General features: G+C 42.9%; 25 protein-coding genes. 9 read left to right on the top strand and 16 right to left on the bottom strand.

Translation table 11 applies throughout. The features are described from left to right. Positions 1-22: 22 nt before the first annotated feature. Positions 23-676, top strand: coding sequence for a TIGR04282 family arsenosugar biosynthesis glycosyltransferase (locus AC3A14_RS04960; RefSeq protein WP_318701487.1), 654 nt, complete (start codon positions 23-25; stop codon positions 674-676). Between the two features lie 57 nt (positions 677-733). On the opposite strand, the gene AC3A14_RS04965 is transcribed toward AC3A14_RS04960, so the two are convergent. From AC3A14_RS04965 to AC3A14_RS04985, 5 genes are all read right to left on the bottom strand, one after another. Then, positions 734-967, bottom strand: a complete 234-nt coding sequence (locus AC3A14_RS04965) for a TIGR02450 family Trp-rich protein (protein ID WP_318701488.1) — start codon at positions 965-967, stop codon at positions 734-736. 10 nt (positions 968-977) lie between these two features. Continuing rightward, positions 978-4205, bottom strand: coding sequence for an ATP-binding protein (locus AC3A14_RS04970; protein WP_318732958.1), 3228 nt, complete (start codon positions 4203-4205; stop codon positions 978-980). 174 nt (positions 4206-4379) lie between these two features. Further along, on the bottom strand, positions 4380-5174 hold the full coding sequence (locus AC3A14_RS04975; protein WP_318701490.1) for an SWIM zinc finger family protein: 795 nt from the start codon (positions 5172-5174) through the stop codon (positions 4380-4382). Between the two features lie 52 nt (positions 5175-5226). After that, positions 5227-5442 (bottom strand): hypothetical protein, encoded by a 216-nt coding sequence (locus AC3A14_RS04980; protein ID WP_318732959.1) that lies wholly within the window; start codon positions 5440-5442, stop codon positions 5227-5229. Positions 5443-5463: 21 nt separating this feature from the next. Next, complete coding sequence (locus tag AC3A14_RS04985; protein WP_318732960.1) at positions 5464-6615, bottom strand: helix-turn-helix domain-containing protein; 1152 nt, start codon at positions 6613-6615, stop codon at positions 5464-5466. A 268-nt stretch (positions 6616-6883) separates the two neighbouring features. Here AC3A14_RS04985 and AC3A14_RS04990 point away from each other — a divergent pair, with 268 nt between their 5' ends. Then, positions 6884-7078, top strand: coding sequence for a hypothetical protein (locus AC3A14_RS04990; RefSeq protein WP_318701492.1), 195 nt, complete (start codon positions 6884-6886; stop codon positions 7076-7078). Positions 7079-7313: 235 nt separating this feature from the next. On the opposite strand, the gene AC3A14_RS04995 is transcribed toward AC3A14_RS04990, so the two are convergent. The 7 genes from AC3A14_RS04995 to AC3A14_RS05025 all read right to left on the bottom strand — a co-directional run bounded on the left by AC3A14_RS04995 (position 7314) and on the right by AC3A14_RS05025 (position 11097). After that, positions 7314-7709: an ACP S-malonyltransferase gene (locus AC3A14_RS04995; protein WP_318701493.1), complete on the bottom strand. Its 396-nt coding sequence runs from the start codon at positions 7707-7709 to the stop codon at positions 7314-7316. After that, positions 7697-8080, bottom strand: a complete 384-nt coding sequence (locus tag AC3A14_RS05000) for a DUF433 domain-containing protein (protein WP_318723026.1) — start codon at positions 8078-8080, stop codon at positions 7697-7699. The genes AC3A14_RS04995 and AC3A14_RS05000 overlap by 13 nt, the downstream gene beginning before the upstream one ends. Positions 8081-8134: 54 nt before the next feature. Beyond that, the gene (locus AC3A14_RS05005) at positions 8135-8488 is read right to left on the bottom strand and encodes a XisI protein (RefSeq protein ID WP_318732961.1); all 354 of its coding nucleotides are present in this window, start codon (positions 8486-8488) and stop codon (positions 8135-8137) included. Next, complete coding sequence (locus AC3A14_RS05010) at positions 8476-8892, bottom strand: XisH family protein (protein ID WP_283752712.1); 417 nt, start codon at positions 8890-8892, stop codon at positions 8476-8478. Before AC3A14_RS05010 ends, AC3A14_RS05005 begins: the two co-directional genes overlap by 13 nt. Before the next feature lie 94 nt (positions 8893-8986). Further along, positions 8987-9277 carry a nucleotidyltransferase family protein gene (locus AC3A14_RS05015; RefSeq protein WP_413039227.1) on the bottom strand — a complete coding sequence of 97 codons (291 nt, stop codon included), beginning with the start codon at positions 9275-9277 and terminating at the stop codon, positions 8987-8989. 262 nt (positions 9278-9539) lie between these two features. After that, complete coding sequence (gene cobA / locus AC3A14_RS05020; RefSeq protein WP_318737066.1) at positions 9540-10322, bottom strand: uroporphyrinogen-III C-methyltransferase; 783 nt, start codon at positions 10320-10322, stop codon at positions 9540-9542. Positions 10323-10347: 25 nt separating this feature from the next. Continuing rightward, complete coding sequence (locus AC3A14_RS05025) at positions 10348-11097, bottom strand: sirohydrochlorin chelatase (RefSeq protein WP_318731196.1); 750 nt, start codon at positions 11095-11097, stop codon at positions 10348-10350. Positions 11098-11240: 143 nt separating this feature from the next. Here AC3A14_RS05025 and cax point away from each other — a divergent pair, with 143 nt between their 5' ends. Both cax and AC3A14_RS05035 read left to right on the top strand, forming a co-directional pair. Continuing rightward, the gene (gene cax, locus AC3A14_RS05030) at positions 11241-12338 is read left to right on the top strand and encodes a calcium/proton exchanger (RefSeq protein ID WP_318700886.1); all 1098 of its coding nucleotides are present in this window, start codon (positions 11241-11243) and stop codon (positions 12336-12338) included. A gap of 307 nt (positions 12339-12645) precedes the next feature. After that, entirely contained in the window at positions 12646-12894 is a 249-nt protein-coding gene (locus AC3A14_RS05035; protein ID WP_318731197.1) for a hypothetical protein, read from the top strand. Positions 12895-13111: 217 nt separating this feature from the next. On the opposite strand, the gene AC3A14_RS05040 is transcribed toward AC3A14_RS05035, so the two are convergent. Next, a complete protein-coding gene (locus tag AC3A14_RS05040; RefSeq protein ID WP_318731198.1) occupies positions 13112-14410 on the bottom strand; it encodes a M16 family metallopeptidase in 1299 nt (432 codons plus the stop codon). A 49-nt stretch (positions 14411-14459) separates the two neighbouring features. Then, positions 14460-15827: a M16 family metallopeptidase gene (locus AC3A14_RS05045; RefSeq protein WP_318731199.1), complete on the bottom strand. Its 1368-nt coding sequence runs from the start codon at positions 15825-15827 to the stop codon at positions 14460-14462. Positions 15828-16163: 336 nt separating this feature from the next. Here AC3A14_RS05045 and AC3A14_RS05050 point away from each other — a divergent pair, with 336 nt between their 5' ends. From AC3A14_RS05050 to AC3A14_RS05065, 4 genes are all read left to right on the top strand, one after another. Further along, positions 16164-16307, top strand: a complete 144-nt coding sequence (locus AC3A14_RS05050; RefSeq protein ID WP_318731200.1) for a hypothetical protein — start codon at positions 16164-16166, stop codon at positions 16305-16307. A 66-nt stretch (positions 16308-16373) separates the two neighbouring features. After that, positions 16374-17414, top strand: a complete 1041-nt coding sequence (locus AC3A14_RS05055) for a YheT family hydrolase (protein ID WP_318731201.1) — start codon at positions 16374-16376, stop codon at positions 17412-17414. 12 nt (positions 17415-17426) lie between these two features. Then, positions 17427-19469 carry a pentapeptide repeat-containing protein gene (locus AC3A14_RS05060; RefSeq protein WP_318731202.1) on the top strand — a complete coding sequence of 681 codons (2043 nt, stop codon included), beginning with the start codon at positions 17427-17429 and terminating at the stop codon, positions 19467-19469. Between the two features lie 65 nt (positions 19470-19534). Then, positions 19535-22669 (top strand): pentapeptide repeat-containing protein, encoded by a 3135-nt coding sequence (locus tag AC3A14_RS05065; protein ID WP_318731203.1) that lies wholly within the window; start codon positions 19535-19537, stop codon positions 22667-22669. Here the strand turns inward: AC3A14_RS05065 and AC3A14_RS05070 are convergent. Both AC3A14_RS05070 and AC3A14_RS05075 read right to left on the bottom strand, forming a co-directional pair. Continuing rightward, on the bottom strand, positions 22666-23661 hold the full coding sequence (locus AC3A14_RS05070) for a DUF1822 family protein (RefSeq protein ID WP_318731204.1): 996 nt from the start codon (positions 23659-23661) through the stop codon (positions 22666-22668). The two genes, AC3A14_RS05065 and AC3A14_RS05070, sit on opposite strands and share 4 nt — an antisense overlap. A gap of 9 nt (positions 23662-23670) precedes the next feature. Beyond that, entirely contained in the window at positions 23671-24213 is a 543-nt protein-coding gene (locus AC3A14_RS05075) for a hypothetical protein (RefSeq protein WP_318731205.1), read from the bottom strand. 341 nt (positions 24214-24554) lie between these two features. Between AC3A14_RS05075 and AC3A14_RS05080 the strand changes: the two genes are divergently transcribed. Further along, positions 24555-25204 (top strand): calcium-binding protein (locus AC3A14_RS05080; protein WP_487778923.1); only part of this gene is annotated, 650 nt, incomplete at its 3' end.

Genomic DNA, 25204 nt, shown 5'->3' on the forward strand with positions numbered 1-25204 from the left:
CCCAACAATAAAAGAGGTAAGCGTGAGCGATTTTCCCGATTTATCTTCCCCATTATCTAGCCTATGCCAACTCCTAGTCTTTACTCGATATCCAGAATTGGGTAAGGCCAAAACCCGCTTAATTCCTGCATTAGGAGTGCAGGGAGCGACGGAATTACATCGTCAACTGGCCGAATGGGCGATCGCCCAAGCACGGCAGCTACAAGATCGCCATAAAGGGGCAATACAGCTCGTGGTTTATTTTACAGGCTCAACTGTTCAGGCCATGCAGACCTGGTTAGGTGCTGATCTAGTTTATCGCAGTCAGGGACAAGGGGATCTAGGGGAAAAACTCTACAGGGCAATTGAGCAGAGTTTTGCTGAAGGAATGGAGCATATCGTTGTTATCGGAACAGACTGCCCCAGTCTCACCCCAGAACTTTTTGCCCAAGCCTTTCATACTTTAGGTTCCCACGATTTAGTCCTCGGCCCAGCCGCTGATGGGGGTTATTATTTAATCGGTCTATCACGCCCCATCTCTGAATTATTTCAAAATATTCATTGGGGAACCTCAGAAGTTTTTTCCCAAACCCTCAATATTGCCCATGCTTTAGAATTATCCTATGTTCTCTTACCGGTTCTCCCCGATATTGACCGCCCAGAAGACTTACAGTGTCAATTAAAAATTAATCCTTAAAAATCATTGAGGAATCGTCCCTCTCTGTGTCTATTCGTCTCCATTTTCCTCTCTTCCCTACTCCATTTCCTGAAGCGTTTTCCATCCCGGTTGCCATAGGGAACGGTCTTTAAGTTGGGCGGCATTTAACCAAAAGCGAACATTCGGGTCACAAGAAGCCACTATTTCCGCAAAAATAAACTTTCCTTGATTTTTACGGTTGATCACTTGAAAATGTCGCCATCCCCAAGTCGTTTGTTGGGCGGTCCATTTCGAGCCAACTAGGAAAGGGAATTTTTGTTTTTTAGGCATGATCTGTAGGTTAAATGGATAGAGGATATTCTTGGGTAATAAAAGCGATAATGCCTTGGTCATCAAATTCAGAGATAAATTCCATAATGCGATCGCAAAACGGGTAGTAGATGGTATCTAATGCTCGCAGTCTAGCCACTTCTGCTTCAATACCATCAATATATCCCACAGCCGCCGTTTTTACTAACCCTTGCAATTCTTCCTGGGGAGGGTAAACCAACTCCACTGAAGACCCCAAGGAGGGAGGCGAATTTGCCTCTGGAACTTCTTCATAAATCCAGGTCAGATTTAAATACTTTTTCAATTTACGTAATAATAACTCTATATCGACAGGTTTGGGGAGAAAATCATTGCAACCCGCCACTAAACTATTCTCCTGATCTTGCTTTAATACACTCGCTGAAGAAGCCAGAATAATGACTCGATTGTCACCACTCTGACGAAGTTGACGCACCATTTCAAATCCATCTAACTCTGGCATGACTAAATCAGTAATGATAAAATCAGGTTGGAATTGATGATAGTGTTCTAAACCCAATTGGCCATTCTTTGCTTGTGCCACTTCAAATCCCAGTGGGGATAAAACTTCGAGAATCACTTTACGATTGACAATTTTATCATCAACCACGAGAATCTTTTGGCGTTGACCAACATAACCAATAATTTTTCCTGGTTCGTTTTGAGTGGAAGAGATCGACCAATTTTTGGCAACTGGGACATTGATTTCAAAACTAAATTGACTGCCTACATCGAGCTGACTTTGAACTTCAATTTTTCCTCCCATCATTTGTACAATTTGACGAGTAATGGCCAATCCTAAACCCGTGCCGTCATGTTTATGGGAATTGGCTCCTACTTGTTCAAAGGGTAAGAAAATTTTCTGAATTTGCTCAGGGTTCATACCCACACCGGTATCCCCAATTTCAAAGCGTAAGGTGGCGGTAGATGCAGGAGAAATTTGACTCAGATGAATAACAGAAAATACGATTTCTCCTTGATTGGTAAATTTGGTGGCATTCCCTAATAAATTGAGCAGGACTTGGCGTAAGCGTTTATCATCAATATCAATTCCCTGGGGTAAATTAGGATCGATGACACAACCAAATGCCAGTCCTTTTTCTTCAGCTTGGATACGGATGACTTCAGCTACACCACTAATGAAGGAGGGAAAATGAATTTCTCTAGGGAGCAGTTCCATTTTTCTGGCTTCAATTTTGGCCAAATCTAGGACATCGTTAATCAGGGTTAGGAGATGGGAACCGGCGTCTTCAATAACCATAATTCCTTCACGTTGTTTGGGTTTGAGGTCACTCATCCGTTTCAGGATTTGGGTATAACCCAGGATACCGTTCAGGGGGGTGCGTAATTCATGGCTCATATTGGCCAAAAATTCACTTTTGGCTTGGTTGGCTTTATCAGCCGCTTCTTTTGCAGCTTTTAGGGCAATTTCGGCTTGCTGGCGATGGTATGATTCAATGGCAAGGTTCACGAGATCGCCGATAGAACGGGCGACATTTTGTTCTTCTTGAGTCCAATGGCGAGGTTGGGTGGTTTCCATGCACATTACGCCCAGGAGCGTTTGCTGTCGGCGAATGGGAATTTCCAGCATGGAATGGATTCCTAGAGGAGCAAGATAGGTCTCTTTGAGTTCCGAGGTACGCTCATCATTGCAAGCATCGTTGACAGAAATTACATTTTGGGTTTTTAGGGCTTGGGCATAGCGGGGATAATCTTGGATGGGGAGAAGATCGCCTTGGGTGTGACTTCCTAGAGCCGGGATGAATAAGTCAGCACAGTACCATAGGGTACTTTCGGGTTCAATGAGCCAAATACTGGTGCGGTCAACTTTGAGGATTTGGGCGATCGCCTCAGTTAGTTTTGGTAAACTCTGGTTTAAGTCCCCTTTGTGTAATTGGGAATCGCCAGCGAGTTCAGATAAAACCTGGTTGTGTTGAGTGAGCAGATGAGTACGTTCGGCAACTTGTTGTTCGAGTATCTCAAGCTGATTGCCAATTTGAGCTGCCATCTCATTAAAGGTTTGGGCAAGAGTGTCTAATTCTTGTATGCCTTGAACTTGTAGGGAATTTCGGCGTTTCCCAGAGGCAAAGGCAGCACTGGCATCCCGCAGTTGTAATATGGGATCGGCAATCCACCGAGAAGTCAAGAGTCCCAATCCAACAGCGACAATCAATGCGCTAATGCAGACGACAAGGATGTGCTGTTTATGGCTCTCAAGAGTGGCGTTAAAGTTAGATTCAGGGATAAAAAGCACAATTTTCCACTCTAAGCCGTAGGGGTCGGCATAGGGGATAATATGGGCAAAGTAATGCTCACCATCTAAAGAAAGTGTGGTTAAGGTGGGGGGGTTTAGGGCGGTTTGGTGAGTGTGTAGAAGGTCGATCAGTTGACGGGTGAGGAGATCTTGACTTTGGGTAATGGGTAGGAGAGTTTTTGTATCTGGATTAAAGGGGGTTTCCTGGGTAGAACTGGCAATCAGGTTGTCTTGGCGATCGAGAATGAGGATTTTTCCGGTTTCTCCTAGGTTGATTTTGCTCAGAAATTGGCCGAGCTGATTGAGTTTGAGGGTGGTGTTAATAACGGCTTCAACTCTACCATCGGTATCAATATCAAGGGGTTGTAAGGCGGAGATTAAGAGGACAGGTTCAAGATAGGAAATATCTGGATTGCTCCAGGTTGGTTTTCCGGTCTCGACGGCAGTTAAATACCAAGGTCGTTTGCGCGGATCGCGATCGCTTAATTGAGTAGCTAGAGTGGTACGATTTCCTTGGTCATCAGTGTTGTAGGAGCGGAAAGTGTGGCGATCGCTAGGAGTAACGGTATTAATCACCAAAGTACCATCCGCTAGACGTTCTCCTGTTCGTTGTTCCCCTTGGTTATTGGCTATAGCCGTAAAACTTAACTCTGGGACTTGTTGGATTTTTTCCCATAGATAATAATCCCATCCGTCCAAGTTTTCCACCTCTAGCAATCCTGATTTGATCGCCCCCAGATGGGAACGATTCACCCGATGAGGGAGTTCCAAATAGGAAGATAGATGCTGTTCCACTTCAGAACTAATTTCAGTGGTTAATCGTTCTACCATCGTTTCTAACATTTCGTGGGCATTGCGAAAGGAGAGCCAACTGACTAAACCCACGGCTAGCATAATTTGCAGGAGAAAGGGCACGATTAAGACCACTTGCAGAGGAAAGTGGGGTTTCAAGGGCAAGGATTTCATGGGACAGATATAGATCGGGGGTGCGCTACTTTAGATGGTATCTTAATTTCCTCTATTTCCTATTCCCTAGCCTGAAGCGCTCTAAGCAATCCCTAAAATGCCCATTATACCTCGATCTTCATAATCGAGGATATGACAATGGTAAACGGTTTTGTCGATCAAATCTTGATTACACTAATCTCCTCGTAAAGCCGATCGTGTGGCACTTTGACTCACCTCCTGATATAAGGTTTTTAAATAAGCCATTAACGATTTAGACTCTGGGGCTTTGGTTCGTTCGGTTACAATTGGCCCTAGCACATCTAACACTGTTTCTAGATTCACTGGCGGGGCAATGACCACGAGGGATGACTCTAACTCGCGATCGTAGCGCCAAAACTGGTCTAGAGCAACCTTCGGGTAAGTCAGGGGTGGGGGTTTGCTGCTAGCACTTTCTGGCCCAATTCCGCGCTTTTCGCGCAGCGCAGAGATAATATCATCCTTACTCTTTCCGCGCAATTGAAACAGTACAAAGGGATCGGCGCTGAAGCGATCGCCCAATAAATAATACACGGCAGCGATATGTTTACAGGGATTTGCGGGATCGGGACAACTACATCGTGAATGGACTTCACCCAGCGTAAACGGAAATAAGCTTAACCCATTGGCAGCAAATACCGATTCAATATTATCCGGCATTTCTCCAGCTAACAATTTCGCCACATAAATTGCTTTTTCCGATAAAGTCTCAATCACATTATCCCAATCTTCCGAGGTAAAGGCATCTAACCCAATGGAAAGGCGATAAGGTTCGGGATCGGTTCCTTGCACCTCTGCCACCACTTTTTGCTCTTGAAACTGAATGGATAATACATGACCTTCCCGCGCATAATTTCGACCCCGTTCTAGTCTTTTCTTAAACCGATAAGAATTGAGCAAGTCTAACCATTGCTGCGTCCACCATTCTCGCTCGATGCCATAGGAATTCATATTTCTCTCCTCGTTTAACGAATTAATCTTTCCTTTTGTAGGAAAGCATCTGCTAGTGTTCGGTTGTTTCTGATTGTATCCCAAGCAGATACTGTTGCCACAGAGGATGGAGGTAAAGGTGCGATCGCTCTGTTGCACCTCTTTTTTCCACTAATCCTCGTCTTCCTAGCGATCGCATCGCCTCCCATAACTCGGATTTCGAGAACTGGCGATCGGTCAATTTTGCTGCCAGATCGACCCCTTCCTCCTGACTCGCTAACCAAGTCATCACTCGTTGTTCTAAGTCTGATCATCGCTCTAACTGCTCCTCTAGAATAGGTTTTAAGTCTCCTAAAAATATCTCCTCGTCATTCTCTAAAAATTGGGAAACTTGACCATTACAGAGTTCCCGAATAGTTGCAGCGATAATCGTTAACCAGACGGGATGTCCTTGATACAAGCTTATTAACTCTGGCCAGTTTTCCTCATCGGTTAATTTCTGTTCTCTCAAAATTTCCTCAGCCTCAGATTCTAATCCTTTCAGGTGCAAACTGCGGGTGTGTTGATGCGTTTCTTCTAAGGTGGCAATTTCTCTAGGTTTTTCCCAACTCAAGAGAATTACACAACTGTAGTGCAGTGTTCTGGCTATTTGTTTAAAGAATCTGCCATAGTCTTTATAATTTGCTAAATATTCACCCGCGAGTTGACCGCTTTGAAAAAGACTCTGCACATCATTGAGGATGACTAAACAGCGAGTGTGGCGAAAAGTGTCAAGAAGGGTTGGGAATGGGTTCGGTTGAGATGGGGCCAAAAATTCTTTCAGTTCGGTTTGCAGCGTCGATAAGGTAGGAGTATGGCTCAGACTGCGCCAGATAATAGCGTCAAATTCTGTGTGGATCTCTTCGATGAGTTTGAGAGTGAGGGTGCTTTTGCCAATTTCACTCACACCGTAAATGGCGATCAAGCGCGTCCGATCTTCTAATATCCACTGTTTCAGCGTGGAGAGTTCTGTGGTGCGGTTGTAGAAGTCGGTGAGTTCTGGTGCGTCGGTTAAGTCGATGATGGGTGAGTCTGGGGAAGATGGCGATCGGGTTTTGGGAGCTTTGATACTTTGTACTAATGGGCTATCAATGTTAACAGTATCAACTTGGTTAATCGTATTCACTTGCGAACAGTGAGCGGAGGGCGAAGATTGAGAAACTCTATTTCTTTTCTCTATCTTAGAACGAAAATTATATTTCTTCAGGTCATCTCCTAATTCTTCCCGCAGTTTATCCCATAACTTAGCGGCTTCTTTCTTAACATGAGATTCACTACAATGAAAATCTTGAGCAATTTGAGGATATTTTTTTCCTTCCCACGAACCTCTCAATATAGCTGACTGTATAGATGTCAAATTTTTTCCCGTTTTATCCAACATCAACTGGTCAACCCATTGTAGTATATCTTCAAGATCGTTCATAACTAGATACATCTAGAGATTTCTTGTAATATACTCTACTAAATCCTACTTTGTCAACTCAATTGTACCAAATCCTACTAAATTGACTCAAGATATTTAGAAAAATTGTGTACCAAATGTCCTGTTTTAGGGTGGTCGCCTAGAAATATTACACGCTAAGATTAGTGAAATTTCAAGCTTATCAGGTTTTTGATCGGTGTAAATCTTTTATACACATTTACTAACAGGGTAAGCAAGCTAGTGATTCCCACATTTAAGGAGAATAAAGATGGCTAAACAGTCTAAACGTGCTGAAATCGGAGAAAAAGTTGCTATTGGTGTTGCTGCTGGTGTAGCTACAAAACTTACTTTAGGAGCTATTGGTTCTGTTGCAACAGGGAACCCTGCGCCCTTCTTGGCCGCTTTGCACATTGCCGCTGCGGCTGGTAGTGCTGGTGCTGCTGCTTCTGGAGGCAATAATTAAATTTTAATTCACTAAACCTGTAGGGGCGTTTCATGTCGTCAAGCGAAACGGCCGTTCGCCCCTACAACCATGTCTCAATGTTGTTCAAATCTACTGTATACCTTTATTTCTCCCCAAACTCTGCCTCTATCATTCGCTGCACCACTTCCAGTCTGAAGGTAGGGTGGGCAGGATAAGGTACAATATTCTTCAAATTCTACACAGATATCCTGCCCACCGCACCTGCTGAAAAAAATCAGGGAATGAAGATTCTCATAGAGCCTTTATAGTTGTCAATTGTCAGCACAATCTCGATCAGACGTTCTGCACAAATTTCTCGATATTCCGAATCATTCAGTAATTTATCCGCGTTACCAATCGTAATTACCGGGAGTGAATTCGGGGTATTTTCTTCCCGCATCACTTGCTCTAAGGAATTATTGCCTTTCATCGTGCGATTAGCTGTGAGCAAAATCATCTCATTTTCTTGTGCCAGTCGCCAAACAACCCGATCGTCACTATTGATTGGTAATTCCATTTGTTCAAAAGTGAAAAAACGAATGGGAACGATATCGAGCCATCCTTGATTGACAATAGAGCCAAAGAAAACCAGTGCATGTCCATTGAGATTATGGTCGATCAAAAAAAACATGCTTTAGCCTCGCGTTTGGCTTTGGCTGCTCGCAGTTTTTCCCATGCCGCTTCAGTTCCCGGTTTCGGTGGCATGGCGGCAATTTTGGCAATCAGATCGCGATTTTTTTCCTCATAATACAGCCGCAGTTCTTCCGCTTCCCTCAAAACTTGCTGATATTCGGCTTCAACCAGAGCGCGATTTTCTTCAATATACGTTAAAGCGTCGTTAATTTGTGCTTCCGTCAGGTCAAATAATCCCCGGATAAACTTAGGGGGATATTGAGCGGTCACATAGTCCATAATATCGTAGATTGTAATCCGTGTCCCGGCGATGGTTAGTCCTCGTTCTGTACGGATAATTCCGGTTTGTTCATTGGATGGGTTGGTCATGATTTTTTCCGAAAGTCTAGTTGCTGAAGATCAATTTTATTTTAAGCCAACAAATTAAGCTGTGGCAAATTCAGTGAACTGCCGTTTGCTAGGATGATGGAACCCTAAAACAATATCATTTTGAGGAATGCCCGCAGCGAGTAAATCATCGACAATACATAAATTGGTTAAGTCTTGTTCCACCCAAACTTTGCTATCTTTAATTTTTAAATAGACAATGATATGCTGTACTAGCTTCTTATCTTTCCAGCCAAAGCGAAACCAAAGATATTCATCTCTAATTTCATCTAAAGCTAGGCGATCGCTCACTTCACATTCAGGATTTTTCTGGACTTGATGAATCTTCATACCATAATATTCGGTCAATATTCGTTTGATGATCGGGCGGTAATTTTCTAAGTCAGCCATTTGACCAGTTCCTCCTTTGCTGTATCTACTACCATTAACAAAACTCGATTATCTTTAATCACTGCTTGCACAGATTTTCTTTGAAAAAAATCTTCATAGACCAGATAATCAATTGCTAAATACAGGGTATATTCTGGTTCAGTACGTTGAATCAGATTTCGATATACAATGTATTGTCCCAATGCACCATGAAAGTCATACATTAGGGATTTTCCCACAAAGCTTTTGACTTCAACAACTATTTTTTTGCCTTCTCGTTCTGCGGCAATTGGTTTTTCGGCTGCTAGATCTGCATAAAGTTCAGCATCTTCATATTTGATGAAGTAAGGATCGTCGGTAATGAGCCAACCATCTTTGATTAAGGCATTCTTGACTGCATCATGATAAATGTCTTTGGCAGGCATAGTGCAAGGGAGTTGGTAGTAATTTTATTGTATACTACATATTTTAATGACTTTGGCACAACAAGTGAGGATATCTTCCAAGTACAGATGCACACTACGCGACATAAATTGCCTCCTGTTCTACGGTAGAACGAATCAGAGGTTTGAGCATTACTCGACTCACCAAATCTACTCGTGTCCCTAAATGATCTTCGAGATAAAACTTGACATCCATATAGCGATCGAATGTCACCAATCCGTCAAATTCTACTAAAATATCCACATCACTATCCGGTGTGGCTTCATCCCTAGCAACAGAGCCAAATATCACCAGCGAAGTTACTCCGAACTCTTTTAAGGCTTGCTGGTGTTGTGCTAAAACCTCCAATACTTTGTCCCGTTGCATCATACTCTAGCCTCACGAATGATACAGCAGTTTCCTCTGCTATGAGGTACATTAATGACAGTTTTTAACAATATCTAGAACAGCTCAGAGCTTCTACCAAGTCTGTTGTTTGCTCCCCCTATCCCCCTATCCTGACAAGTGAATGATTTTCATGATTGTGCATCCATAGACCCTCAGAGCGCCCTAAATTTCATAGAGTCATCTCATTCTCCGTGTCCCCGTGTCCCCGTTTCTCCGTGTCTTCCTGACTCGAATCTTAAAATCATTCCCTTGAAAGATCCCCCGATCTCTCTATCTCCCTATCCCCTATAGCTCCCACAACGTGACCAATAACAGCGATCGCCGGTGAGCTAAATCCGCTTTCTTCTACTTCATGAATAACCGTTTCTAAGGTTGCCACTAGGGTTTCTTGTTCGGGACAAGTTCCCCAACGGATCAGACTAATCGGAGTTTGGGGAGATAATTGCGCCTCGAGCAGTTGGGGGATAATCTGGGATAAATTATGAATCCCCATATAAATAACAATGGTTTCTGAACCTTGGGCGATCGCCGGCCAATGCACTTTCGGTCGATATTTGCCGACGGATTCGTGCCCAGTTACAAACGTCACTGAAGAACTATACCCCCGATGGGTTAAAGGAATGCCTGCATAGGCTGGAGCGGCAATTCCGGAAGTAATACCAGGCACCACCTCTACTGGAATTCCCTCAGCGAGCAGATCGGCCATTTCTTCCCCACCGCGCCCAAAGATAAAGGGATCTCCACCTTTGAGACGAACGACGATCGCCTGATTTTGAGCTTCTTCAATTAAAATTTGGGTAATTTCATCCTGCTTGAGTGAATGTCTTCCGCGTCGTTTTCCCCCATGGATTTTTTTCGCCTTCGGGTTAATCATCTCTACAATGGGAGGACTGACCAAGGCATCATAAACCACCACATCGGCCATCTGAAGCAGGTCTTTTCCTTTGAGCGTCATTAATCCGGGATCGCCAGGCCCTGCACCAACAAGATAGACTTTACCGAGGGGAGAGGATGAAGAGGTCATAGGGGTTCGGTGGGTTATGTAAACTTTAGATTAGGGTCGAAAGAGGGGAAGATACTGTTAAATCCAGTACCATTTGGGCTAAATGGGGATTTTGATTGAGGGGAGAGCGCAGGATATAGTCCAATTGAGGATCGCCAGCTTGTTTTGCAGCTAGGGTTTCGGCGATCGCATCAGTAATATAGCCAGGAAAGAGGAAATAGGGCAACACTCCAATCCGACGATATCCCAAATCCATTAATTGGCTAAGTCTCCAATCTAAGGATGGCATCACTGACCAATAGGCATCAAGAATCCCCAATTGATGGGCTAGGGTTTCGACGGGTTGATTGCCACCAGGTCGGCGACTACCATGGGCCATAACGATCCAAATCTCGCGATCGGTGGTCTTGATTTCTCCTGCTAATCGGTTGTGCAGTTGGGGATGACTTCCTAAATAGGGACAGATCTCTAAAGTCATCTTTTCTCCCAAGAGGGTTTGCGCCTGCTGTACTTGAGCTGGAATGTCTTCTATGACATGCACTCCAGGAAGTATAAATAGGGGAATGATTTGTAGATAATCGATATGTTCTGCCAACAGGCGATTGCCAAACTGTTGAATTTGTTCAGCTAACGTCAGTTCACCCAACTCTAGAGTTGCCGTTTCTACTCGAGTGGGGCGACTGTGTTGGCGCTCTAAACAAGTACGAACCTGTTGCGCCAAGTCCAAAACACCCTGATGGGGACGAGGGTCTCGGCTGCCGTGAATGACTAATAATTTACCACAAGAATAAGTCAAGGTTGAATGGCCAATATAGGGGTTTGAAAACCAGTGTACAGCTTAGTCTAGAACGTGTCATAGTGGCTCTAAGTTTTTGAGAACAGATAGTTTTCTAAAAATGGGAGTAGCATGGGTAGGGTGTAAACCTGGATGCGATCGCCATGTTGAAAACGAATACGATCATTTCTCTACTTTTAGTCTTTGTCCCTATCTCCATTGCCGGCCACTTTCTGGGCTGGGGATCGACAACCATCTTTATTACTTCTGCTTTGGCCATTATTCCCTTAGCGGCTTGGATGGGAACGGCAACCGAAGAAATTGCCGTGGTGCTGGGCCCCAATTTGGGGGGCTTGATGAACGCTACTTTCGGTAATGCTACTGAATTGATTATTGGTCTAGTTGCCTTAAATGCTGGCTTAGTCGATGTGGTGAAAGCTAGTATCACCGGCTCCATTATCAGTAACTTATTGCTGGTAATGGGGTTTGCCATGTTTTTAGGCGGTATTCGTTATAAGGAACAAAACTTTACCTCAGTGGTAGCCCGTCTGAATGCCTCAGCCATGAATTTGGCGGTAATTGCCATCTTGGTTCCCACCGCCGTCGATGTCACCTCTGATGGGATTGCCGAAGAAACCATGCAAACGTTATCGGGGGCAGTATCCATCGTTTTAATTGTGGTTTATTTACTCACATTGCTCTTTTCCATGAAAACCCATTCCTATCTCTATGATGTGGGATTGGCAGAAAATGAGGAGGAAGGCGAAGAAGAAACCCATGAACAGCCCAATATCACCTTGTGGTCTCTAGTACTGCTGGCAGCCACTCTGGTGGTTGCCGTAGAATCAGAGCTATTAGTGGCTTCTTTGGAAGAAGCCACTTCTTATTTAGGCTTAACCGCTCTATTTACCGGGGTTATTCTAGTTCCCATTATTGGTAATGCGGCTGAACATGCCACCGCAGTGACTGTGGCGATGAAAAATAAAATGGAACTGTCGGTTTCTGTAGCGATGGGTTCGAGTTTGCAGATTGCCCTGTTTGTAGCGCCCGTTTTGGTCTTAGCTGGAGTATTCTTTCACCAACCCATGGATCTCGATTTCAATCCCTTCGAGTTAGTCGCCGTGGTTGTCGCTGTTCTATTAGCTAACTCGGTTAGTTCCGATGGTCGTTCTGATTGGTTGGAAGGGTCTCTGTTACTGGCAACCTATGTAGTTTTAGGGCTAGCGTTCTTCTTCCATCCGGCGATCGAAGGATTAGGGTAATATCAAGTTCATTGAATAAATTATAAATTGCCTAACTGGACTTGATAGGATCTCTCCTTAAGAGACAAGGGGCTTACCTTAAGAGAGCAGTTACTCTAAGCTCCTTGTTACAGGCGAAAGTATGGTTTGAATACAATAGACATCTCCTAAAACTTCGTTTTTTAAACGACAGCATTAAGGTTTCAGCCTAATTCTAGGAGATGTCTAATGAAAATGTTGAACTTTATTAATTTTAAAGTATCGCCTCAAAGCTAACGAAAAACGCCCAGCCATTAAAATTGTAAAAAGAGATGGGGAGATTCCCGCCGTGAAATGCTATGACGGGCAAATTAATCAAGTGTTTATGAATGGGTTGGCTAATGTGCTCGATGCTCTGGATGAAAGTCATGCTGGAAAAACATTTGAAGAAATCAAAAAAGCTCCCAATCGCATTACGATTGAAACGAAATTAAGCGAAGATGATAAGAGTATTATAGCGGTTCTCTCTTCTATGAGGTACAGTTTGAAGGCTAATCCCTCTTCTGTCACTTTCCAAAAAAGGGGGGTGAAACCCTGATTCTTTCCTTGGAGTTCGCGGGCTGTAATGACGGAAATTCCTCAGAATTTCCAAGAGTGGAAGAAGAGGGATAAGTTGGGAGATTGGTTCAGCTTAGAAGGTGTAGACTTTGTCCTCCGTCAAAAGAAAGACGCTTTCATTGCCGAAAATTTGGGAATGCATAAGTCATTAGAAGAGTTGGAAATCAGACCGGGAATGAAACGCGATCTCCAACCTATTAACCCAACTTGTGTTCACCCACGACTTCTTGAGGGCCAACAATCGACAAACAGCCAGAAGTAAGATAAGTTTGAGAAATAGCCTGGGCTTGGTTAATGGTCACTTGAGCAATCGTTTCTTGAAAGTGGTCATCAAATTCTATTCCTAACCCAATGGTTTCATACCATCCCAAAATTTGGGCAATCTGGGAATTGGTTTGTTTGCCTAATGCATATTGCCCCAGCAGTTTATTTTTACTCGTACTCAAGTCATCTAAGGTTAGGAACGTTTCACTTAAGCGCTCGACTTCTTCTTGTAGGGAAGTAATGGCAATTCCCGTATTACTCGGAGCAGTTCCCATATACACAACAAATTGGGATAAATCTTGACGAGTGGGATAAAAGGCGGAAACATCATAGGCTAATCCCCGTTTTTCCCGCAACTCCACAAACAAGCGGCTCGATAAGCCATTACCTAAATAAGTATTGAGCAATTTCAACACGGCATAATCTGGACTCTTGACTGGTGCGCCTGGATAGCCGACCATAACGATGGATTGTTGGGTGTCCTGGGGTTGAATGACAGGAGATATTCTAGACATCCGATCTAGATTCAAGGGTGGAAAAGGCACTTGAGGGATGGGTTTTTCTGGGACTTCCCAATCGCCTAAGATCTCCTCAACTAGAGAAACAGCTTCTGATACATTAATCCGTCCACAGATGCTAATGACTAAGTTATCGGGACGAAAATAGGCTTTATGGAAGGCTTGTAAATCGTTTTGGGTAATGCGCTCAACACTTTCTAGGGTTCCCAGGGTGGATTTTCCGTAGGGATGATCCCCATACATGGCTTCACGCAAGCCTTTGAAGGCTAAGGAAAACGGTTGTTCTTGGGATTGGCGAATGCTTTGTAAAACCAGGCGCTTTTCTAATTGTATTTGCTCTAGGGGAAAAGTGGGCGATCGCATCAACTGGGCGACTAACTTAAATAAGGGCACAAAATCCCCAGAAACTGTTTTCAGACTCATGAGAAAATAATCTGCGGCTGCATCTGCACCACAGCTTGCTCCCACCGATTCAATTTGTTCGGCAATATCTGACCAAGAAAAGTCCGGGGTTCCTTTGGTGAGTAAGGACGCGACTAAGTTAGCGATACCTGCTTTTTCTGGGGGATCGCAACTGCATCCAGAGCGCAAAAACCAACGACTCGAAACAATATCGGCGATCGCATTTTCCACCACTAACAGCACAATACCATTGCTCAGTTGCAAGCGAGAGGCTCGATTCGATTGAAGTGAAGAGAGAAGAGTAACTGTCATGTCAATTAAAAATTAAAAATCATGGGTAATGGGCGATCTCCGAGTCCCCCTATCCCCCCATTCCCCCACTCCCCGATCGCCACAACGGTTTCAACTGGGTGACAACATAGCGATCGGGGTGTAAATATTCTCCAGCTACACGCTGAATTTCTTCGGCAGTTAGAGATCGTACCCGATGGGGATAACTCACCGCTTGCCTGGCTTGAGCGACGGTATTGTAATATCCATATAATCCGGCCAATTGACTAGGGGTTTCCGTAGAGAAGGCATAATCATTACACAGTTGACGCTGGCACGATCGCAATTCAGTCTCCAAAATGGGGGTCGTGCGGAGGGTATCCAGGCGATCGCGAATCAAAAATTCTACATCGTTCAGATATTTCGGCTCTAGCCAAGCCGTAATTGTAAACAAGCTAGAATCCTGTTGCAGAGAAAAATCACTGCCAATCCCATAAGCTAAACCCTGTTCTTGTTGTAATTCTCTCACGAGACGGGAAGTCCGTCCACTGGCTAAAAGTACGGAAATTAAATCCAGAGCATAAGCGTCACTGAGGCGATTGACTCCTGGCCCTAGCCATGCCATCATTAATCTGGCTTCTTCTAAGCGAGGGTACTTGAATTCCTTTCTGCGAATCGTTTCTAGAGGAAAAATCGAAGGCGTTTTTCGGTTTTTTTTGCCATTGTCTGGGGTGAGATGGTGCGGCGATAATGCGACCCATTGCTTGTGCGATCGCCCTTTTTTCTCACTGCTCCTTTCTTTTTTAAACCCCACAAAACTTTTACTGACTAAATGAATCGCTTCAGTTTCAGTAATATCTCCGACTAACACCACAGTTATATTCTCCGGTTGGTAACACTGCTGATGAAATGACTGCATTTGTTGCGGAGTATGGTTTAAGACTTGCGCTTGCGTTCCCAGTACGGAGCGTCCATAAGGATGATCGGGATATAAATTTTCCAGCAACGAAGAAAATCCTAGCCAGTCGGGATCGTCTTGAACTTGTCTTATTTCTGACATCACCACTTCTCGTTCTTGCAAAAATTCCTCCTCCGGAATCGCCGGATGGAGTAAAATTTGGGCTAAATAGGGTAAGGTATCAGCCAGATGATGAACAGCGGTATTAATATAGAAATGAGCATAATCATAACTGGTGGCCGCATTACTGACACCACCTCGATTTTCGATGACTTGGTCAAATATCCCAGGGCCAATGCGAGCTGTTCCTTTGAACACCATATGTTCCAGGAAGTGGGCGAGTCCAGGTGCGTCTTCTGGCTCTTGCATTGCCCCTGCTTTTACCCACACATCCGCAACCACTGCGGGGGTGGCTGACATTTGCTGATGGATCAGGGTTAAGCCACTGTCTAGTTTTAGGGTGCGAGCCGGAAAATGGGGGAGTGACAATAATTGTGCCAAGGGTTTGACAGGTTAGATTATTTCCTCACGGAATATTACACGCTTTTTTGTTAGTTTTTTGTAGTTTAGAATACAAATTTGGTTCTCTCATAAATTTAGGCTATAGTCAATTAATAGAAATGCCCTTTAAATTCAGATGCGTCCATGTTGCCGCGCAGAAGATCAGCGGCCTTGAATAGAAAGGTTTCTAGCTGGGAGAGGGTAATCTTTTCGCGTTGCAATTGAACTGACTCAGGGCTTGAGCGTAGTCGTTGACTGGCCTCATTTTAGAGGATTTAAGGCCGGTTTTCTTTGTTCACTTTCCAATTGTTGAGCTAGGTAGACGGGTGTTTCCTTATGATTCTCTCGCCCCTAGACCAGGCGATCGCTATCCAGCAAGGAAGCTACAATGTACTTGCTTCTGCTGATGAGATTGATTGCACCACAGTATGCTCTAGCGATCGCAATAGCTTGGGCGATCGCCTCCCTTGTAGTGAGTAGGCGTGTTTGGCGTTGGTCAATGTGGTATCTGAGAAAAGAAACAGAACAATGGAATTAGGACAGAGAATGATTAAATATCAACCTCCCCTATATTTCAATGATGGTTTAATCCAAACCCTCGCCACAAAATACTGGTATGGAAAAACCTGGCAACGGTGGGGCGATCGCGTTCCTTGGTTAAGTCACCTGCCTCAAATTTATGCTTGGCAAGAACAGATATTTACTGGTGCTGAAGGGGTTCCCCTCTGGGGATTATGGAGTTGTCCTACCCATGTCAAAGGCACTATCATCTTCAATACAGGTCTCAATGGAATTGTCAAAAAAGCCTGGTATGCTAACTTGTTTGCCCGCAAAGCTTACAACCGCAATTTTGCAATTCTTCTGTATGATTGGCGAGGCCACGGAAAAACGGCAGAACTTTCTCCCGTTCCTTCCTCCTACGGCTGGCGAGAAGGACAAGACCAAATCCATCTGGCAGAACAACTGACAAAAATGGGTTGCCCACCCCCAGTTATTCTCGCTGGTGTCTCAATGGGAGGACAATTAGCATTATGGGGATTGAGAGCGGCAATGGAAACAAAGTGTTCCAAAATATGTGGTGCAGCCACTCTCTCAACCCACCTAGAGTCTAACCTTTCTCTGGTTCATTTACGAAAAACATCAATCGGTAGAAAGATTGAGCAGAGTTTTGTTCGCAACTTCCGCGCTGAAGGAGAAAAACGCCGAGAACTTTTTCCCCATACCTTAAAACCAGGTGCTGTAGAATGCATCACTTCAATCGATAATTATGATCGGGAAATGGTTATTGACTACTACGGCTTTAACAGCATTTTTGCATATTATCACCAAACTAGCGCTCTTTACTTTTTAGATCGGTTGGCTCTTCCTTATCTAATTATTTATTCCCAAAATGACCCTCTCTTTGAACCCAGCATATGGCCGCAGATGAAACAGCGAATGGCTCAAAATAGAAATGCTCATCTAATCCTAACAAAAAAAGGTGGGCATATCAGCCACATTAGTAAAACAAATAATTTAGAAGATCATTTTTGGGGGATGAATCGATTACTAGATTTTTGTGAAACCCTAGTTGATTGTCAAGCCTGAGTTGAATAAGAGATGAAAGCTAAAGACTTGATCAAGTTATATTCATTAGGAAGAAGAAATTTTCAGGGTGTTAATCTGGTGGGTCAATCCCTAGCCGGCCAAGGGTTACCTGATATAAATTTGAATGATGCTAATATTCGTAGTACAAATTTCAAAGGAGCAACATTAGATAATGCTCACTTTTGTAAGGTTGAGGCAGGACAATCATATAGTTGGATGATTGGTCTTACCATTTTTTCGATTACTCTAGCAGCAATAGCCACGATTGCTGCTATACAGTCAGGAATTACGATAGTGAGTACAGCCACTAATAGATTTACAGATGAGTTTACGTTGATTCCATCAGTCATTATTGTAATCTCCCTAAGTGTTTTTACAATAATGACGCTCTCTTCCGGAATACTTATAGGAGGTGTAGCAACAACTATTACAATTTCTACATTAGTCCCATTAAGTAATTTATTTCAACCAATTCTTGCAGGTACTGGTGCAGTAGCTCTTGCTGTTGCTTGGTTTTTAGTGGGCAACATAACGATGTCAGCTTCTGTAGCAATTAGTCTTCTAATCGATCAATCTAGACCCTTAAGGATACTGACTGCTGTAATGAGTTCGATATCTGGATTGATATTCAGTTTTGTTGTTTGGTCTATTGCTCAAACTGTTACAGAATCAGGGGATGGAGCGATCGCGAAAGCTCTTACAATTACGGCAACGAATCAACCATTACTAGGTCAACTATCTGCTATTCTTATATCAGGTCTAATTTTGGGACTTGGTGGCTACATTGGTCAAAAGACAATAGCTGAAGACCAGCGATTTACATTGATTAGAAGTTTGGCAGCAACAATGGCCGCATTAGGAGGTACAAATTTTAGTCAAGCCGAGTTATCAAATGCGAATTTAACAGGATCTGTACTGAGAAACTGTAATTTTAGACAAGCAAAAATCGATCGTACTTGCTGGTTAGAAGTTAAACATCTCAATACATCACTCGTCGGTTCTAGTTATTTAGACAATCCAAAAATTAGAAATTTGTTGTTGACAGGCCAAGGCAGAAGTGAAAACTTCGATCGCATGAATTTACAGGGTCTGAATCTATGCAACTTAGAACTTCATGAGGCAAGCTTTATTGGTGCAGACTTAAGTAATACATGGTTGAGATATGCTAACTTATCTGATGCCAAACTAGTCCAAGCAGACTTAGATAAAACTGACTTAACAGGTGCTTGTTTGACCGGAGCATACATTCAAGATTGGGGAATAACTGTTGACACTAAGCTAGATAATATTCAGTGTCAATATATTTATATGAGACTCCCAACACCCGATAATCGCGATTGTTTCCGTAAACCGGACAATCGAGAGGAGTATTTTAAAGATGGAGATTTTGCTGATTTCATTGCTCCGTTAGTCAGAACTTTAGATCTATATCACAACCAGCAAGTCGATCCCCGTGCCGTAGCATTTGCCTTTCAAAAGTTAATAGAAAACCATCCTGAATCGGACATTGAACTACTGGCAATGGAGAGAAAAGGAGAAGGCAAATTGCTATTAAGAGCAAAAACAAGTGAAGGGGTTGATTTCTCCAGGTTAAGCCAAGAATATTTTCGGGATTATAATTTACTCAAATCTCTACCTCATAACGATCCGAGGGTTTTAATAGACATCCCTAATGAGAGAGTTAAGAGCATCGAAAGTATGATTCAAGGAGTTTATGGAAGTTTAGAGTCAACCAACGCTGATTTGGAAAAGGCAATTATGATAATTGAATCTTCTAATGAGTTCAGCTTAAATCGATTAAGTCAATTAATCTTAGAACTTCAACAATTGATTATTAATCTAGACCTATCAGAGTCTGACCAAATAGAAGCAATAATTCAATTGAGAGAAATATTAGACTGTGCCATTTTGGGGAAAGTACATTTTGTTAGGAAAGTGAGAAAATCTGTTCAATGGTTAAGAGGGATATTTCTAGAGGTGCAATCTCAATCTGAATTATCACCTAAAGCGATCGAGATATTGGAAGATATTGATGCTTACTTTAATTTAAAATAATTACAGCTATTTATTAAATGTGTTTAGCTATATGTTCGATCGTTTTAATTTAAATTAAAGATAATATGAATTACAACTTCAGTGGTGCTAATCTCCAGGGCAAATCCTTCGGAGATCGAAAGTTAGAAGGTAGTAATTTTAGTCATGCAGACCTACGTGGTGCAAACTTCAAAAATGCAAAACTCAATGGAGCTGACTTTAGCCATGTTATTTGTGGACTGCCAAATCATTGGATTATTTTCTGGCTATTCACTTCAGTTGCGACAGCAATATTAGCAGGTCTTGTGAGTGGTTTAACAGGTACGATCGCAGCAGGCATGTTGCAACCTTACTTTATTAACTTTGAAGATTACCGTCTAATATCTGGCGTTATTGCTTGGTTAGTTTTGGTAACGTTCTCTGTGGTTACAGTATGGCGAGGATATATTCCAGGAATTCTCACATTAGCTGCTAGTGTTGTCACTGTGCTGTCCATTGTCGGTACAGCTCTGAGAATACTACCAGGGGTTGGAGCCACTGCCCTAGTTTCTGCATTAATCGTAGTTGCCAGCTTGTTGCAGGCGATCGCGACAGGACTGGCTACTGTAGTTACAGATTCCAAGTATCCTACCCATGTTATTTTAGGAACTCTGGGCTGTTTTGTTGGCTTTGGAGCCATCCAGCAACTCGTTAAATATTCATCCAATATTATAGAAAATAGCGATGATTTAGATACTGTGGTATCCGAACTTCGTCAGCAGTTTGGCGCACTGAACCTTTCTCGAGCAATAGTTGCTGCGGTCATTGAAAGTGAAAGAGAGTGGGCAATCTTACTGGCTATTCTAATATTAGTAATTCTAATTGTTTTGGGTAACTACATCAGTAGGCAAGCGGTTCGTGGATCGGAAAAATTCTCCATTGTTCGACAATTAATCTTATCAATTTCATCATTAGGCGGAACTAACTTCCAATCTAGTGACTTGACCGGTGCAAATTTCGCTAATGCATTTCTCAAAAATTCTCGGTTGAACCATGCCATAATAGCACATACCAATTGGCTGAACACTCAGGGATTAGATTTTGCTAGTGTCGGTAATAGTTACTTGAAAGAAGCCGAAATTTTACAATTGGCGGTTACTCGAAACGGTGAAGACAAGAATTTTGAAAGAATGTCTTTGAGAAGTGTTAACCTGATCGATGCTAATCTTAGAAAGGCAAATTTTATTGGTGCTGATTTGGGAGACACCTTGTTACAGGGTGCTGACCTATCTCTTGCCAAGCTCGTGCAAACTCAACTCGATCGAGCTGACTTAACAGGTGCTTGTTTGACCGGTGCTTTTATTCAAGACTGGCGTATTAGTGCTGAAACCAAGTTAGATAATATAAGATGTGAATTTATCTTTACTCGTTTACCAACTGAGGATGACCCAGATACAGGTCGTAAACCCGATAATCGTAACGAAATATTTGAACCCGGCGATTTTGCTGATTTTATCACTCCTCTCAAAGAGACTCTCGATCTTTACCATCGTCAGGATATCGATCCACGGGCAATTGCAATTTCACTAGATCGATTAATGGATAATCATCCAGAAGCAAACCTTGAAATTGTTTCAATCGAACGGCGAGGCAAAAATCAAGATCAACTTCTTATAAGAGCAAAAGTGGCAAAGGGTACTGACCGATCGCAACTTCATGCCGAATACTTTAGAGAGTACAAACGCCTTCAATCTTCCCCCGATCGGAAATTTTTATCTATGCTTGCCGATCGAGATAGTAAAGTTCAGATGCTCTTGGGAATGATAAAAACAAACTTTAAAGATTCCCAAGTGCTGGATAATAAAGTTTATGTAGGTAAACGAGTAATGCTGAAGATTGGAGCAGGCAACTTTGAGACAGGTTTTCCTCTGATCTTACAAGTTGGTGATTATGCTGCACTGCCTTCCAATGAGATGCCTGGTCAGCTTCCCCCTTCTGCGGAGTTACCTACTGCATTATTAACCTGGCAAGATACTTACCGCACCGTGGGACAAAATTTGAGGTTAGGTGGCCGGAGAAAACAAATTCCTAACACTTCATTTCAGCGAGAATTAGATGAATCTGCTCAGAGGTTATCACAAGCTATCAATGAATGGCTAAATTCAGAAGCATTTCTTCCAGTTCGAGAAAAATTACAGGCCCAGCTCCCCTATAACTATGAGATTCGAGTCTTGATTCAAACTGAAGATCCTCTGCTGCGGCAACTGCCTTGGCAGCTATGGAACTGGTTTGAAACTTATGAAAAGGCTGAAATTGCTCTGAGTACGACAGCCTACGATCTAGTTGAAAAATCTCCCAATACAAGGCATAATGTTCGAGTGTTAATTGTTCTCGGTAACTCGGAAGGTATCGATCTCGAGCGAGACCGGCAGTTACTAGAAGGCATTGAAACCGCAGAGACTGTTTGCTTAGTTGAACCTCAGCAGGCTGAATTAGAGGAAACCCTTCAAGATATCAGAGGATGGGATATTCTCTTTTTCGCCGGACACAGCGAAAGTCAAGGAGATAGAGATACGGGATGTATTTACATTAATCGAACCGACAGTTTGACGATTAAACAGTTGCAAGATGCGCTGCAAACAGGAATTAAGCAAGGTCTAAAGTTAGCCATTTTTAACTCCTGTGATGGTTTGGGTTTAGCTCAACAATTAGCCAGATTACAGATCCCGCAAATTATCGTGATGCGAGAGCCAGTACCCGATGTTGTTGCTCAGAAATTTCTGCAATACTTTATGGATACGTTTGCTCGTGGTGAGTCCCTTTATTTATCGGTTCGCCAAGCCAGAGAAAAGTTAAGGGAATTAGACAATCAATTTTTCTGTGCCAGTTGGCTACCTGTAATTTGTCAAAATCCGGCTGAAATTCCTTGGACTTGGCAGGAGCTGCGAGGTGTCGGTCAACCTAGAGTTGCAGAGCTACTGGAACAACTACAGGCTACAGTCATCGACGATCCTTCTCTGGACGATCTCGATCGCGTCGAAGCATTAGAAAAGCTGCAAATGCTGGCATCGGCAGGACAAAATCTTCAAGAGACAAAAGTTCAGAAGTTGGCCAGAAATGCAATCCGGCAATTGCGGGGGATGATGGTAGAATTATCGGAAAATAGCCCGACGTTCCTAGAATTAAACCGGATTTTACCAGAGATCGAACAGCTCTTGCAGGAAAACTTTGCTGGAGACTAGATAATAAACCTTTCAGCGATCCTGTCCTCTTGATAATTGAGACGGACTGTAAATTCTTCTCCAGGAGAGCCATAAAGTTCTAGAGGCAAGCAAATCTCATCAGCGAGAGCTACTTTTTCTAGATATTCTGATGAAGATGAGTCTCTGGGGACTTTATTGCCATTGCTGTCTAATACCACTAATTCTAACCCTTCAGGCAAGCTGGTTGGTTCTTCTCCCTCTGGTTTGACTTGTAGCAAGATGTCGATTTGATCGGATTGTGCTTGGCTCAATTTAAGAGCGACTAGAAGTACAAGGGGATAACTGCCAAGTTGGAGCGCTTTGGTTTGTGCGATCGCCGCTTCTGGGTGTTCTGGTGCAATTTGACCCAGACTCATTGCCATTTGCCAACAAGCCTCGCTATCCTCTTCTTGCCGAATTTGCTCAACTAGAGCATCTAGAATACCAGAATTTTCAGCAGTGCATTGCCCTAAATAAAAAGCAGCCAAGCGACGAATGTGTTCAGAACGATTAGCCAACAGTAACTTAAGAGCTTCTAGAGCTACTGCATTCTCAGGGTCTCGATCGATTATTTTTCCAATAACCGCCAATTTCACTCGATCTGATGCAGCTTGCTGAAGAAGTTCCTCCAAATCTGTTCGATTAGCTGGCGAATCTGGGCTGGAAGTAAGTTCGTTCAGCCGAGCTTGAGTTGGACTGCGGTAGGCAGAAGCCAGGGGAGAATAAAGATTGAGCAAAGTAACTAGAGTCCCTTGAGCCATTCTCCAACCATCCCTGAAGAGAGAACCCTTGAGCCACTGGCCAAGATTGTGAGGTTGAGAGTTGAGGTTGGGAACTTCTGGTAACAGTCCTACTTGAGCAATAGGAAAACCCAGCATCTGTTCAAGCTCGCCAGATTGCCAGAGAGCTTGCAATCTCTCATAGGCGCGATCGTCGCCTTGGAAAACCAAAGCCGTTGAATTGACATTAGAGTTAGAGTTGAGGTCAGACATAGCAGTAGCTTATTCCTTAATTTCCAGTGATTGAAAAAAACCAATACATTTTCCAGGTAATATTTCTTCTAGGAGTTTTATCGCTTGACGACGCTGTTGTGGGCTTAGGATCACTTCAGGGGGGATTTGTAACATAATATTAAGGATCTGGCGATCTTTATCTTCTAGAGACGGAGATGTTTCCTTCTCAAATCCTGCTGCTTTGAGACAAGCGATTAAGTGTTCGCCACTAGGTAATCTCTCCCGCTCTGAATCAAGATTAAGAATTTCTTTAAGCACATCACGTATAAACCTAGATGCTGTATCACTCGTGATGGTTTTAGATTTTTGATGGATCTCTTTCTGACCAAAATCTTCTGCAAGCTTTGGGTTGCGCTTGTATCTACGACGAAACGCCATTTCGTATCCAGTATATCCACAAATTAAGCAACCCAAGTATTCTTGCTCGGCTTTAGATAAAGGTTTGCCCTTAATCTTCTGCATTTGTTCGATAAGCGCATCGAGATCTAAGGTCGGTTGTGCATTCATAGCTTCTTCACAGGCAGAAAGCATAAGACTAGGTTTTGTATGAGCTTGCACTCTGATTGAACTGAAACTCAGTATACCCGTAATTATAACCTATGAAAACTGGGTTTATTTCTACAAAACACCCATGAGATATGCGTAGATAAATCAATTGGGATGTGATTGAATTGCGGTATCCAACTTAAGCTACAGCTCAGAAATACTTTGCATATCTGTAATACCAGCCTACAAAAACTAGGTTGGCTTCCAAAAAATACCAATGAGATATGAGTGGATAAACTGATTGGTATTTGATTAAATTAAAGTATCAAACTAAAGCTAAAGCTCAGAATAAATTCGGATACTCTGAGATATGAGGAATTTTCATTATGACTGACAATACTCCAAGCACAGCACGAGATTTAGGAAATTTGAGTACATCTCGACAATTCAATGACTTTGTAGGGCCAAGTGACCCGAATGACTACTATCGCTTTAACCTGGAATCAAATAGCAGTTTTGATTTAAAAATTGATGGAGGAAATTATAATCTTGGGCTATATCGAGATGCTAACAACAATGGACAGATAGATGCTGGAGAGAGGATCGTCTCTCTAGAAAATGGGTCTCTGACATCTAGTGGATTGAGGACTTCACTGAGTACTAGTAATAGTAGCATTAACGGCGTGCATACTTATCAAAAAACACTCAATCTCGGGGGAAATTTAGGAGAAGGAAATTACTATCTGCAAGTGTATTCGTCTGGTAGTAATGCATCATACCAACTTAATCTTGGTGCTGAAGCAACACAAGGTTCTGGAGGTACAACTGGAGGTACAAACAATATTCATGGAACTGCTGGTGACGATCTTCTCAATGGAACTGCTGGTGACGATACAATTTTTGGCTATGGAGGTAAAGATACAATAAATGGCAATGATGGTAATGACTCTATCAGTACTAGCAGTGGATTCAATTCTATCTCTGGTGGCAGTGGTAGTGACACAATAACTGTTAGCGGTGGTGGATTCAATTCTAT

The sequence above is a fragment of the Roseofilum sp. genome (genome assembly GCF_982964205.1).